Genomic DNA, 14,374 nt, shown 5'->3' on the forward strand with positions numbered 1-14,374 from the left:
TAGGTTAATGATACCAATTGGAATAACAGTTAAAATGTCTAAGCGTATTTTATTTAGAATCCCTTCTACCTGGAGAAGTAAAATTAAGATAGAACAAGGAAACATAGCAAAAATATGGATCCAAAATAACTCTGTTATAATAAAAGCATGTGATCAATATACGACCGAAATTACTAGCACAATTGGTAGAGAGGGGCAAATTTATATTCCTACTGAAGTACGTGATCATTTTAATTTAAAAGGAATAAAACACTTCAAGGTTTTTATTGATGAGGTAAACAGGAATATTATTTTAAAACCATTGGAAGAAAGATTATATGAAGAATAAGACAATAAGATCATTTGGATTTTTGTACCAAGTTAAGTAAACAGATTTTATCGTTATTTCAAATAACTTATTAGAAAGGGAAGTATTAGATGTTTTGTAGAGATAATGCATTCGTAAAGAGTAGAAATGGTATAAAGGAGTATAGAAATAATAGTGAGGTGAGTCTACTTGAAAATTAAACTAAGTTTGTTTATGTTATTGGCATCTGTTTTATTAGTTGCCTGTAGTAATGATAGTATATCCCAGGAAGGTGATACGGAAGACATCAAGGAATTAGTTCATGAATATAGTGTGGGTGACATCAAAGACGAAACTGCCTCTATCACATCAGAAGAATTAATCGTTACAAATAGTGATAAAAGCGAGACTATCTATTCATTGCCTGAGGATGAATTTTTTGTTTCCATTGCGCCTTACATCAATGAAACCCATCCTTGTACGAACCATAGTCTGACAGGGTGTCAAGGTGAAATGGTAGAAGAAACATTTAATGTATTTATTGAAGATATGGAAGGCAATGTAGTGCTGGAAGATACATTGAAAACAGAGGCAAACGGATTTATTGATTTATGGTTGCCACGAGATAAAACGTATAATATAACCATTAATCATAATGGAAAAAAAGTGAAGGCAAAGTTTTCAACCTTCGAACAAGACGGAACTTGTATTACAACTATGCAGTTAATATAGAACAAAAAGCATCTAAAATTTGAAGTGACTCCTAAAAGTTAGACATAGTTATTTCATTAGGCGATTTGTTGAAAATGAGTCCGGAATTGTATCGACTCATTTTTAATTCCCGCTTTTTTTCAGATAATGGTAAAGTTGATGTTACTTATATGATTCACAAGTGTCAGTAGAAGAAATGCGAATGATGAATCAAGGTTATGATGTGTGGGAGCGGATTAGAAGAAGCTGGTTCCATTTCTAATGAACCATTTTTTATGTGCTTTGCATTTCTTTGGAATGTACTAAAAAAACTTAAACGCAAAAGGTCAGATCGAAGCAAATGAAAGATTACACGTATAAGGAAAGTAAGATCTAACTGAACTTTATTCTTCCAGGTCCATCATTTCGATATATTTTTTAGTCTCATTTATAGGTTTTGATAACAAACAGACGATGATATTACACATCGTCTGTTTAACTTTACTTATTTGAATTGTCCTATCATTTTTAGCCTAATCCTTGACCTTCTTCAAAAATATCTTTGAATTCATCAAGTTTAATGTCTATTTTAGTATCCTCAATTATTTTATTAATTTTTTCCATTGCTTCTTCAGGATCAATTTTTCTTTCCATAATTGTACGGCGGATTTCTTCCTCTTTTTCTTCCAATGATCCGATATCTTCTTTCATTTCTTTCTTATCTGTCACTTCGATAATATGAAAGCCGAATGGAGATTGAACAGGATCACTAATTTCTCCAACATCCATTGAGAATGCAGCATCTTCAAATTCAGGAACCATTGCACCAACTGAGAAATAGCCTAAGTTTCCACCTTCTTCAGCACTACCGTCCGATGAGTATTCTTTTGCTAATTTGGCAAAGTCTTCCCCTTTATCTAATTTCTTTTTCACTTCTTTTGCTGTTTCTTCATCTTCCACTAAAATGTGACGGGCTTCAATTTCTGTTTTCAATCGGTCATAATATTGTTTCACTTCTTCATCCGTCACTTCAATATCTTCCGTTATAGCAGCTTCTTGCAATAAACTGTTTTTAATATCCTTTTTTAAATCTTCTTCTGTCAAACCTTGTGCTTTTAAGACATCTTCGTAGTCTTCGCCAACTTGTTCTTTTATTTTATCTAGCTCATCTTCAATTTGTTTGTCTGTCACTTCATATTTATCTTCTAATACTGTGATCGTAATTAGCTCTCTTAAAACTTCAGCACCATTCCGGTTTTTTAACTCGTTATAAAATTGTTCTTTCGTTACATCTCCAGCACTCGTTTTTACAACCGTTTCTGAATTATCTTTTGTTCCTCCACATGCAGTAAGCCCTACTAGTCCAATTGTAAGAGATGCTGCTACGATTATCTTTTTCATTCCTTTACACTCCTCATATAACTAACCTAAATATAGTTAAAACTTTACCTTATATTAAATGCCCTTTAAAAAGAATACCACATCTATTAAAATAGATAAATTTATTTCTTGTCGAAAATAGAAGTTGTTATCAAAATGTAACAACTTACTGAAAAAGGAGGAGTGGCAATAGAAAAGAAGGTCAATAAATTAACCTTCTCTCCTATAGAAGTTGTTCAAAAAGTTCGGTAAAAATGACACTCGCATTTCTTTGGCAGAAAGAAAGTATAGCCACTTTCTACTGCTCACTGTCTAAATGCGAAGTTCAAGGACGCCGACGATCTTAGCCGCCCCTCGATCCTTTTTATCCTCCTTTTTGAACACAGACTTACAAAGCTTCACTCATTTTTTTCTTGTATTTTCTGTTCCAAATCTTGAATGCTAGCTTGTATTTGCTCCAAATATTCATGAATATTTTCTTGATGAGGTTCGATTGCGTTTTTCCATTCTTCTACGGAAGTCTGCATTTCTTGTGTTAATTCATTAATTAATGCTACACCTTCTTTTGATGTTTTCGCAATTTGATCTTTAAGGCGTAGCCCATCTTGAATGATGTCATCAACAATTCGTTTCCATTCTAGGCTTTGTTGTTTAATTTGATATCTTAATTCCCTACCAGAAGATGGAGTAGTTAATAAAGCTGTTGCCGCACTAATTGTTCCACCAACAATAAATCCTATTGCTATAGATTTTCCTTTAGACATAATAATATTCTCCTTTCATAAAAAGCATGTTCATATCCATAAAATTATTTTAATGCTCCACTTATGTTTTCAGCCATCTGTTGCAATTTTTCCAAAGAAAATTGATCATTTCGAGTTACCCATTTTGAATCAAATCCATCATCTTCTCCATATCTTGGGATAAGATGGAGGTGAAAATGAAAAACAGATTGTCCGGCTAAAATTTCATTATTATTTAATATATTCAAACCGACTGGGTTAAAAACATCTTTAATTGCTTGAGCAATCTTTGGAACTCTAGTAAACAATTCACCTGCAACATGTGATGGGGTTTCATAAATATTTTTTGTATGTATTTTTGGAATGACGAGTGTATGGCCAGTTGTTACTTGACTAATATCCATAAAAGCAAATACATGTTCATCCTCGTACACTTTTGCAGAAGGCAGTTCTCCAGCAATTATTTTACAAAAAAGGCAATCGTCATGTCTCATCGTGAACAACTCCTAGTTAATTGTAATAGTAAGTTCTAGTTTATCATAAAGAGTCAAACAAGTATATGAAGGATGTGTTAAATATGTATTACTGTATCCAAAAATGATCGATTTGTAACAGTACAAAACGGAATTTAAAATGGAAGATCAAATGAAATAATAACAGACTACGTAATTCCATTCACGTAGTCTGCATTAAGAAGAAAACAGTTAGCGATCATTGTTGATTTCGGGGACATTTTAGGCATCGTGACGATGCGAAAAGTGATTTTGATTTCTCACTATAAACATAAAGAATGATCAACACCGTATCGATAATGGATATAGTGGCTATCCTGTTTTCTTCCTTTCTATTGTTAGCAAATCATGAAATAATATACATATTCAATTAAAATCATATATACTATTAGGGAAGACATGTTTTAAAGAGGAGGATTCGATGCAACCTTTATTACAAATTGACCATTTAGTTGGAGGCTATTCGAATAAAAATGTTTTACATGAAATATCACTCCAAGTCGATCAGGAAGAAATTGTTGGTCTAATTGGCTTGAATGGTGCAGGAAAAAGTACAACCATTAAACATATTATTGGATTAATGCAAGCAAAAAGTGGAACAATTCAAATAAATGGACAAACATTTAAAAAAGATCCAACAACATATCGGAAACAAATTGCTTATATTCCAGAACAACCCATTCTTTATGATGAATTAACACTACATGAACATTTGCGTTTAACTGCCATGGCATACGATATACCTGAAGATGTATTTGAAGAGCGGTTACCATTATTATTAAAAGCCTTCCGAATGGAGCGACATTTACATTGGTTCCCGGTTCATTTTTCAAAAGGAATGCGGCAAAAGGTGATGATTATGTGTGCATTTTTAATAGAACCGGCATTATATATCGTTGATGAACCATTTGTCGGTTTAGACCCTTTAGGCATTCAATCTTATTTAGAGTGGATGAATCAAATGAAAGAAAAAGGGGCAGGCGTGTTGATGTCTACACATATTTTAGCGACAGCAGAGCGCTACTGTGATAGATTTATCATTTTGCATGAGGGAACCATTCGTGCTGAAGGTACACTTCGACAATTACAAGAACAGTTTCATATGCCAAACGCAACTTTAGATGATTTATATATACAATTAACGAAGGAAGAAAGCAATGTTTAATCCAGTCGATTTATTTAAACAACGATTAACTGAACATATTAAATTGATAAACCGCTATTTACGGTATATTTTTAACGGTCATTTTATGATTGCGTTATCTTTTACGATTATCATGCTTGCTATCTATTACCAAAAATGGCTAGAAAACCTTTCTGACGACTTTCCAGCTGCCTTTGTTATTGCCCTCGCACTTGGTTTTCTTGTTAGTTACAATCCGATCCAATCGTTTTTAAAGAAACCAGACAAAGTTTTCTTAATCGTAAAAGAAGAAGAGATGCACCGGTATTTTCGGTTGACATTACTATATAATTTTTTCGTTCAGTTATATGTAGTATTGATCGTATCTGCCGCAGTTGTTCCATTATATGCTCAAGCTTTTCCGGGAAAAACTAAACTGGATTACGTCTTGTTGCTAGTAATCATCTTAGTAGTTAAAGGGTGGAACATGGTAACAAATTGGTATATGTTAAAAATTCGGAATCCACGGATACGGATGGTTGATAAACTAATTCGGGGTTTGATAGGGATTGCATTCTTTTACTTTTTTCTTCAAGAGCAATTTTTTGTCATCATTGCGATCTTATATTTTATCGTCGTAATAAATAATTATTTTTTAGCTAGAAAACAATCTGGATTAGCTTGGGATCTTTTAATTGAAAATGACCAAAATCGATTAGCATTATTTTATCGATTTGTTAGCATGTTCGCTGAAGTCCCACAACTTACAAAACGATTACGAAAAAGACGCATGCTAGCTTCATTTATACAAAATTTTATCCCTTTTACTCATACGTCTACATATGATTATTTATATCGTTTAACGTTTATTCGTAGTAGTGATTACTTAAGTTTATATGTTAGATTAATCATTATTGGCGGTGCGATTATTCTTTTCGTTCCAAATGTTTGGCTAAAAATTATCTTTGCATTACTTTTCATTTATATGAGTAATTTTCAAATGATTACGTTATACCACCATTATCAAACAAATATTTGGCTGGATCTTTATCCAGTAAATCTGGAAAATAGGAAAAAGTCGTTTATCAAATGGGTATCTTTATTAACATTGATTCAAACGGTTATTTTTGCAGCGGTCTTTTTTATCTGGTTCGATATTGGTAGCGTGGTTTTAACATTTGCTGCTGGATCCATTTTTAACTATTTATTTAATTACGGGTATGTTAAACGAAAGATTGAAAAAGCGAGTCACTAAAAAAGTCGACTCGCATTTAACTTTTACTTATTCTTTTCTTGATAAGCAAAATAGGCACCAATTAACATTTTGGCAGCAATTGGCATTGATTTCTCGTTAATGTCAAACTTTGGATGGTGGTGTGGATAATTTTGCCCTTCTATTTTAGCACCTGTAAAGAAAAATGCGCCAGGTTTATGGTTTAAATAATGTGCAAAATCTTCCCCACCCATTTGTGGTGCAACCTCAACAGCTGATTGTACTTCTGAAACTTGTTGACTCGCTTCAAAAACGAGCTTCGTTTCTTCTTCATGGTTCATAACAGGGGGATAGCCAACTCCATAATTTAATTCATAACCAGCATTATTAGCAAGACAAATCCCTTTTACAACACGTTCTAACTCTTCTCGAACAATAGATTGAATCTCCGTATCAAGATAACGAACCGTTCCAATTAAAGTTGCCTGATCAGCAATAATATTAAATGTATTTCCAGCGGCAAACTTTCCTACTGTGATAACTGCTGTTTTTAAAGGATCTACCCTTCTACTTACAATATTTTGCAATTGGGAAACAACTTCTGCACCGATCACTACAGCATCTTTCGTTTCATGAGGATAGGCACCATGACCACCTTGCCCTTTTATTGTAATTTCAAATCGATCCGTTCCAGCCATAAAAACACCATTTCTCGTTTGAATGGTACCAAGTGGAGTCGTCGCCCACAGATGATTACCAAATACTGCATCTACATGATCTAATGCACCAGATTCAACGATCGGTTTTGCCCCGCCAGGTGTTTCTTCTTCCGCGTGCTGATGAAGAAATAGAATTGTTCCTACTAAATCTTCTTGGTATTCTTTCATCACTTTTGCAAGCACTAATAATGTTGCTGTATGACCATCATGTCCACATGCATGCATCGCACCCGGATTTTTCGATTTATAAGGTACATCTTTTTCGTCTTGAATAGCAAGGGCGTCAAAATCAGCTCGTAATGCAACTGTTTTTCCTGGTTTGCCGCCTTTTAATGTGGCGATAACCCCATTTCCACCTACATTTCTTTCATAAGGTATATTTAATTTTTCATAAAAATCAGCTATATATTGCGCTGTTTTAAATTCTTGAAAGGAAACTTCAGGATATTGATGTAAATACCTGCGAATTTCTACCATTTCAGAATAAAGATTGTCAATTGATTGTTGGATTTTTTTGAGCAATTGAAAGAGCCTCCTTCTATATTTATCTACTTTATAGTATAACATTTATTCATACTATACGAATAAATGAGCTAAGATTGAAGAGTAAGAATGATGTTACATTATGGAAGCGTAAAACTTGAATTGTGAAACAATATGGAATGGAATATAATAACAGTAACTGATTTTTCAATACTAATCTACAAATTAATGGAGATCAGAGGGGAATACAATGATAAAAAATAAAATATTAGTAGTGGAAGATGAGAAGGGGATTCGGTCTTTAATCCAATTGTACTTGGAAAGCAAAGGGTTTATCGTCTATCCTGTTTCAAGTGGGCAAGAAGCACTTGGAATCGTAAAAAATGAAAATCTTAGTTTAATTTTACTTGATATTGAAATGCCATATATGGACGGATTTGAAGTATGTCAAAAAATTCGGCAAATGAAAAATATACCAATTATCTTTATAAGTAGTAGCCGAGAACTAGCAGATAAGGTTAGATCTTTCGAACTTGGTGGAGATGATTATATAACGAAACCATTTGATTTTGTCGAATTAGAAGCACGAGTAAGAGCAAATATACGAAGATATAAGGACGAAGAAAAAAAACAGGTTAAAAAGATATTGCAATATAACAATTTGGAAATACATTTAGACAGATATGAGTGTTATCTGAACGGAAAATTACTACCTCTTTCTACTCGAGAAATGGAAATTCTCTTCTTATTAGCCCAACATCCGAATCAAGTCTGGAGCGCGGAACAATTATATGATCGAATTTGGGGCTATGATTCTTTAGGTGATGTACAAACGATCAAAGTACATATTAGTAATATTAGAAGAAAACTTGACCAAAGTAATGACGGTGTCAATTACATTCAAACGGTAAGAGGCTTTGGGTATAAATTTACTAGTTAAACTTCACCCAAAAAAGGGGGTGCTTAGGTTGAAAGTAAGAATATTTGTATATTTGCTGTTCATCCTGTTATCAGTAGTTATCCCACTTAAAACAGCTGCTAAAGGTAACAAAGAAGTGACAAACGATTTTAATTTTCAATCTAGTAACCCTAATATTAGCAAGCAATTGTTTATTTTAGAAGATAAAGATAAGCAGTGGGATATTGGGGATGTTCGAAAGGAGCCATTGTTTAGTCATTTCGAACGTAACACAATGACTGTTCCAAACTATGGATACACGTCATCTACATATTGGGTCTATTTTGAAGTGGAAAATAACAGTACATTTACAGAAAAAGTACTAGAAATTCCGTACCCACCGTTAAATGAAATAGATATTTATATGTATGGTCATAATGGAGAACTATTACAAGAGCTTCAATTAGGGGCCAAATATCCATTTGATGAGCGCCCCCTTTTTTATCCTAATTTCTCCTTTTATTTTGACGTGGAAGAAAATGAACAACGGACTTTTTTTATTCGTTTCGATACGGAAGGCTCCATGCAAATGCCAATTCAGATCTGGGAACGGTCTGAATTTGTCGCCCAAAAACAGCTTGATTATTTATTCTTCGGAATTTTTTACGGGATTACGGGTGTCATGGCTTTGTATAATTTATTTTTATTTTTCTCTTTAAAGCATACAAGCTACTTATATTATGTACTCGTTATTTTGTCGACGAGCATGATTAGTATTTGTTTAAACGGGATTGGCTTTCAATATTTATGGCCTGATTCCCCTTGGTGGAATATGAGATCAATCGTATTTTTTATGAGTCTTGCTACCGTATTAGGATTGTTGTTTACAGATAGTTTTTTAGATTTGAAGCAACATTTACCGAAATGGCGTAAGTATCTTTACTTCCTTTTGATGATGAATATGTTGAATGCACTATTTGTATTTATCACTTACCAACCCGCACTTCGTTTGCTTGTCTTTAATTTAGGGGCAATGATCGTCATTATTTTATCTGCCGCTTTTATTGTGTTAAGAAGAGGAGTGCGGCAAGCCCGATTTTTTATCGTTGCCTGGTCCGTATTTTTATTTGGAGTACTAATCTCGATGTTAGCAGATGCAGCACTAATTCCCCTAACCCCTTTTACTAAAAATGTGTGGCAATTATCCGTATCAATGGAAGTTATTTTACTGTCTCTAGCTTTAGCTGATCGAATAAATATATTGCAAAAAGAAAAAAATGAAGCAGTACTCGAATCACATAAAAGTCAAAAGCAGGCAATTGAAAATTTAAAACGAGCAGATCAATTAAAAGATGAATTTTTAGCAATGACATCCCATGAATTAAGAACACCTATTACAGGGATTATCGGAATAGCGGAAACATTACAAAATGGGGCAGCAGGTCAAGTTTCTAAAAAGATGTATGATCATTTATCACTTATTGTGTTAAGTGGAAAAAGGTTGTCCAACTTAATTAACGACTTATTAGATTTTACAAAATTAAAAAACAAAGAATTACAGTTAAATCTTGCACCAGTAAATATGAAGGAAATAACAGACGTCGTTTTAACGGTTTGTAGACCGTTACTTCAAGACAAAAATATTCGTTTACAAAATAAAATGGACGAAAAAATGGCACCAGTCCATGCAGATGAAAATCGAGTTCAACAAATTTTATACAATTTAATCGGAAATGCCATTAAATATACTGATCGAGGAGAAATAGTTATTTGGGCTCAAGAGTTAGATAACTATATACAAATTGCGGTTTCAGATACGGGAAGAGGAATTCCGGCGACGAAACAAGATTTCATCTTTGATGATTTTTATCAAATTAAGCTAGAAAATATGCATGAAATAGGCAGTTCAGGTATTGGATTAAGCATTACAAAACAATTGGTTGAATTACATGAAGGGAATGTTCATGTTGAATCAACATTACATGAAGGATCTACTTTTTATTTCACTTTAAAAAAATATGATGAACAGTCTTTTGCTAAAGAGGAAATAGCTTTATCCATTCATTCTTTTCCGTTTCAAGATGTAAGTATAACAAAACCAGAAATAGCAAAGATAACGGAAAGAAAAGGAACGATACTTGTTGCAGATGATGAAATGGTAAATGTACAAGTTTTGTTTAATCATTTAGCTTTAGACGGCTATCACGTTATCCTTGCAAAGGATGGAGAAGAAGTATTACAAAAGGTGAACGAAAATGAAATTGATTTACTTGTTCTAGATATTATGATGCCAAAAATGTCAGGATACGAGGTTTGTCAGCAATTGAGACAAAAATATTCATTAATGGAATTACCTGTATTGATGTTGACGGCGAAAAATCAACTACATGATAAATTAACATCCTTTCAAGCTGGAGCAAATGATTATTTAACAAAACCGTGTGAAAGTAAAGAGTTACTATCTCGCGTAAAAACATTAGTTCAGCTAAGTCAATTACATAAACAGCTATTACAATTTAATCGTCTTTTAGAAGAAAAGGTCGATGAGCGTACAACTGAATTGCAACTTGTTAATGATCGTTTAACAGAAGTGGCAAAATCACGACAACATTTACTTGCTAATATTTCGCATGAGCTTGGAACTCCTGTTACAGTTATTCACGGATATGTTCAAGCGGTACGAGATAGATTAATTCCGGCGAATGACTCAAATTATTTACAGTTAGTTGTTGATAAGGTGAAATTGTTAACGAGACTAATTGATGACTTAGCCGACTTATCTAAATTAGAGGGTGGACAAATAAGTTTCCAAAAACAAAAAGTAAATGTGCAAGAATGGATCAATGAAATTAGAAAAGTATATAAAATAGAAGTGATGGAGGCAAATCGAACCTTTCTATTTCCGCAAAATGAGAATAATATGTTTTTAGATTTTCATTGTTTCATTGATAAAGAGCGAATGCATCAAGTTTTTTCTAATTTAATTTGGAATGCAATTAAACATACGGATGAAGAAACAGGACAAATTGCCATCACTGTCCAAATTGCCGATCAACAAAATGAGATTATTTTTGCAGTAGAAGATAATGGGGATGGAATTGCTGAAGAAAAAATAGCGTATATTTTTGAGCGATTTTATAAATCGTATGGGCAAAGTAATGAAAAAAAATATCGTGGAACAGGTTTAGGTCTTGCAATCGTAAAGGAAATTGTCCGTGTACATCATGGACGGATATGGGTTAAAAGTGAAGTAGAAATTGGTAGCATATTTTATGTAGCACTCCCATTACATGCATAATGGAAGGAATTTGAACGAATAGATTGTTGGGTTTATTTACTACTTTTGTAAAATGGTTTTCCATGGATCGATTTAATTAAGGAAAGGACAAAGGGTCAAGGCGACCCTGCAATGGCAAAATGAATTGAATCGTACCTTTCTAACGAAATAAAACAATTCATTGTAGAAGCATATCCTTGTTTATTTATCCTGAACTTGTAAAATACGAATCTCTCGTCACAGTACGAACATTTATATCGTCTATTTTTAACTACTTGAGGGAGCTGATTAAATTGCTTACATTCAACACTTTTTCCATTACGGCTAGATGTGCAAGAACAGGGCAATTTGGTATCGCTATTTCAACGAAAATTCCCGCTGTCGGAAGTTTAACAACCTATGCAAAAGCTGGTATTGGTGCAATTGCATCACAATCGTTTGTCAATCCTTATATTGGAATTAATGGGCTCAAATATTTAGAAGAAAATGTATCAGCACAGGAAGTGTTAGACCGTTTATTGGAAGAAGACCCCGTCCCGGAAATTCGGCAATTTAGTATTGTTGATAAGCACGGCCAAGCAGTTGCATTTACCGGAGATAAAAGTGATTCATGGAAAGGTCATCTGACAGGTGAAAATTATGCAGTTGCTGGAAATATGCTCGTAAATGAAGCAACCATTGAGGAGATGGCTCAAAGTTTTGAAAAGGAAACGGAACTACCTTTAGCAGATAGGTTGTTACAAGCACTACAAGCCGGACAAAATGCGGGTGGCGATAAAAGAGGAAAACAGTCTGGAGCTTTATATATTGTCGATAAAGAAGAGTATCCGTTTATTGATTTAAGAGTAGATGAACACCATGACCCAGTAGTCGAATTGACACGTGTTTACAAAGTTGCTCAAAAAGAATTATTCCCATTTGTTCGCTTACTGCCTACACTTGAAAAACCAGCTGGTTCGTTTGATTTAGACTCATTTCTTGAGATGGGTATTTTACAACATGATGACGATTAGTCAGATATGATCATAGGAACAGAGGGAAAAAAGTGCTAGAGAAGGATAAAATGTGGATGTTATGAAACAAGACGTTAAAAATTGGCATAAATATTATTGTACTTTCCTTGCATCCTTTCTCTAAATCTGTTATATTACAAGTAACTTAATTACATTTTTTCTAAATTCACTATTCTAAAGTGAGTATGGAGGCGCAAAAACCATAAGTAAATAATTGGAAGAGAATGAGCTCTGTCGATAATTATTGAAAGGGGAATTTGCCGAAGCTGTAAGAGTCTCATGATCTTACTTAGCTGGGTCTGTATTGAATAAGTGCAGGACTGTCATATAGGAAACTATATGGAGGGCTATCTTACGCACGGAAACGTAAATATACATTACTTTCTATGCAACAGCGTGCCGTCGTTGTTGCTTTTTTCGTGTCCAGTATTCAAGCATAGCCTTATATGTTTTAAAATCATAAAAGGGTGTGGAAAAATGAATTTTGGTCAAGTAGTAACTGCAATGGTAACTCCTTTTGATCGTCAAGGAGAAATTGATTTTCCAGCAACAAAAAACTTAATTGAACATTTAATTGCAAATGGTACAGATGCAGTTGTTGTCTCAGGAACGACAGGCGAAAGCCCGACTCTATCAACAGATGAGAAGATCGAATTATTCAAATTTGTCGTACAAGAAGTGAATGGTAGAATCCCAGTTATCGCAGGTACGGGATCTAACAATACGAGAGCTTCCATCGAATTAACACGTGAAGCGGAGAATTGTGGTGTAGATGGAATTATGCTCGTTGCACCATATTATAATAAACCATCACAAGAAGGATTATATCAACATTTTAAGGTGATTGCTGAAGCAACTAATTTACCAATAATGATTTATAATATTCCTGGTCGTACATCGTGTAATATAGAAGTTGATACAATTGTACAATTATCAGAAATTGAAAATATCGTTTGTGTGAAAGAAGCAAGTGGTGATTTAGATGCTATGTCTGAAATCATTCGTCGAACTCCTAATGAATTTGTCTTGTACAGTGGGGATGACGGTTTGACATTACCAGTACTAGCAATTGGTGGAGTTGGAATTGTATCTGTTGCTGCTCATATTGTTGGAAATGAGATGCAAAACATGATTCATGCGTTTAAGAGTGGTAATGTGGAGGAGGCGGGAGCCCTTCACCGCAATTTATTGCCTACATTTAAGGCATTATTCTCAGCGCCAAGCCCAACACCGTTAAAAGCTGTCTTAAATATGAATGGCATTAATGTTGGTGGTGTACGATTACCGCTTGTACCATTGAATGAAGAGCAAATTCGCGAATTAAAAAAACAAATTCAATTACAAGTAACAAAAGCTAGTTAATGAAACTTCTACACCTATTTTCGAATAGGTGTTTTTATTTACTGCAAAATAACATTGGAAAAAGTAGAGGTTCTTTATTATTTTGTGTAGACATAGAACCTAGACGACACTTTTTCTTTGGAGGTCAGACCTTTTTCTACTATAATACAAAAGTAAAGTAAATGATCTTGAGAGGGATTCATATGAATGTTTCAAAAAAACAGGAAACGTTGCTATTAATTATATGGACGCAAACCTTACTCGCCACATTTGGTAGTTTATTTTATTCTGAAATAATGGGCTATCTTCCGTGTGACTTATGCTGGATACAGCGTATTCTCATGTATCCACTAGTCATTATATATGGTGTAGCTTTAGTGAAAAAAAACGTAGAAATTGCGCTCCCGGGATTAATATTGAGTGGCATTGGTATGCTTTTTTCAGCCTATCATTATGGACTGCAAAAATTTCCCCCACTTTCTGATGCAGGCGGATTTTGTACGAATATCCCATGTAATTTACAATACGTAAATTATTTTGGATTTATTACAATTCCATTTTTAGCGGGTGTTGCATTTATTGTCGTTTTTTGTTCACATATTCTTATCTTACGTAGCAGATTTTAAGTAATAAAAAATTGTCAAAATGGATGATCTGTTTTAAAGTAGAAAATAGCGTTATTACATTGCATTTATC

Annotated in this window: 13 protein-coding genes and 1 riboswitch; of the genes, 9 read left to right on the plus strand and 4 right to left on the minus strand. The window is 33.8% G+C overall.

The features are described 5' to 3' along the window. Positions 1-7 precede the first annotated feature (7 nt). Positions 8-328: an AbrB/MazE/SpoVT family DNA-binding domain-containing protein gene (locus tag DFR56_RS09820; protein WP_110395264.1), complete on the plus strand. Its 321-nt coding sequence runs from the start codon at positions 8-10 to the stop codon at positions 326-328. A gap of 168 nt (positions 329-496) precedes the next feature. After that, entirely contained in the window at positions 497-1,018 is a 522-nt protein-coding gene (locus tag DFR56_RS09825; RefSeq protein ID WP_170124500.1) for a CueP family metal-binding protein, read from the plus strand. A gap of 486 nt (positions 1,019-1,504) precedes the next feature. On the opposite strand, the gene DFR56_RS09830 is transcribed toward DFR56_RS09825, so the two are convergent. The 3 genes from DFR56_RS09830 to DFR56_RS09840 form a co-directional block, all read right to left on the minus strand. Then, complete coding sequence (locus DFR56_RS09830; RefSeq protein ID WP_110395265.1) at positions 1,505-2,377, minus strand: peptidylprolyl isomerase; 873 nt, start codon at positions 2,375-2,377, stop codon at positions 1,505-1,507. 377 nt (positions 2,378-2,754) lie between these two features. After that, the gene (locus DFR56_RS09835) at positions 2,755-3,120 is read right to left on the minus strand and encodes a YtxH domain-containing protein (protein ID WP_110395266.1); all 366 of its coding nucleotides are present in this window, start codon (positions 3,118-3,120) and stop codon (positions 2,755-2,757) included. A 44-nt stretch (positions 3,121-3,164) separates the two neighbouring features. Further along, complete coding sequence (locus DFR56_RS09840; protein ID WP_110395267.1) at positions 3,165-3,593, minus strand: HIT family protein; 429 nt, start codon at positions 3,591-3,593, stop codon at positions 3,165-3,167. Positions 3,594-4,032: 439 nt separating this feature from the next. Between DFR56_RS09840 and DFR56_RS09845 the strand changes: the two genes are divergently transcribed. Both DFR56_RS09845 and DFR56_RS09850 read left to right on the plus strand, forming a co-directional pair. Beyond that, the gene (locus DFR56_RS09845; protein WP_110395268.1) at positions 4,033-4,776 is read left to right on the plus strand and encodes an ABC transporter ATP-binding protein; all 744 of its coding nucleotides are present in this window, start codon (positions 4,033-4,035) and stop codon (positions 4,774-4,776) included. Beyond that, complete coding sequence (locus DFR56_RS09850) at positions 4,769-5,989, plus strand: ABC transporter permease (RefSeq protein ID WP_110395269.1); 1,221 nt, start codon at positions 4,769-4,771, stop codon at positions 5,987-5,989. The genes DFR56_RS09845 and DFR56_RS09850 overlap by 8 nt, the downstream gene beginning before the upstream one ends. 23 nt (positions 5,990-6,012) lie before the next feature. Here the strand turns inward: DFR56_RS09850 and DFR56_RS09855 are convergent, their stop codons facing one another. Then, positions 6,013-7,188 (minus strand): M20 family metallopeptidase, encoded by a 1,176-nt coding sequence (locus tag DFR56_RS09855; RefSeq protein ID WP_110395270.1) that lies wholly within the window; start codon positions 7,186-7,188, stop codon positions 6,013-6,015. 211 nt (positions 7,189-7,399) lie between these two features. On the opposite strand from DFR56_RS09855, the gene DFR56_RS09860 reads away from it, so the two are divergent. From DFR56_RS09860 to DFR56_RS09880, 5 genes are all read left to right on the plus strand, one after another. Continuing rightward, positions 7,400-8,089 carry a response regulator transcription factor gene (locus DFR56_RS09860; protein WP_110395271.1) on the plus strand — a complete coding sequence of 230 codons (690 nt, stop codon included), beginning with the start codon at positions 7,400-7,402 and terminating at the stop codon, positions 8,087-8,089. A 28-nt stretch (positions 8,090-8,117) separates the two neighbouring features. Beyond that, complete coding sequence (locus DFR56_RS09865; protein WP_158525595.1) at positions 8,118-11,345, plus strand: ATP-binding protein; 3,228 nt, start codon at positions 8,118-8,120, stop codon at positions 11,343-11,345. 272 nt (positions 11,346-11,617) lie between these two features. Next, positions 11,618-12,337: a DUF1028 domain-containing protein gene (locus tag DFR56_RS09870; protein ID WP_110395273.1), complete on the plus strand. Its 720-nt coding sequence runs from the start codon at positions 11,618-11,620 to the stop codon at positions 12,335-12,337. Positions 12,338-12,515: 178 nt separating this feature from the next. After that, a riboswitch (Lysine riboswitch) is annotated at positions 12,516-12,695 on the plus strand. A 119-nt stretch (positions 12,696-12,814) separates the two neighbouring features. Further along, the gene (gene dapA / locus DFR56_RS09875) at positions 12,815-13,699 is read left to right on the plus strand and encodes a 4-hydroxy-tetrahydrodipicolinate synthase (protein WP_110395274.1); all 885 of its coding nucleotides are present in this window, start codon (positions 12,815-12,817) and stop codon (positions 13,697-13,699) included. A gap of 182 nt (positions 13,700-13,881) precedes the next feature. After that, positions 13,882-14,304: a disulfide oxidoreductase gene (locus DFR56_RS09880; protein ID WP_110395275.1), complete on the plus strand. Its 423-nt coding sequence runs from the start codon at positions 13,882-13,884 to the stop codon at positions 14,302-14,304. Positions 14,305-14,374: the final 70 nt, after the last annotated feature.

The organism is Pseudogracilibacillus auburnensis, assembly GCF_003201975.1.
Taxonomy (GTDB): Bacteria; Bacillota; Bacilli; order Bacillales; family Amphibacillaceae; genus Pseudogracilibacillus; species Pseudogracilibacillus auburnensis.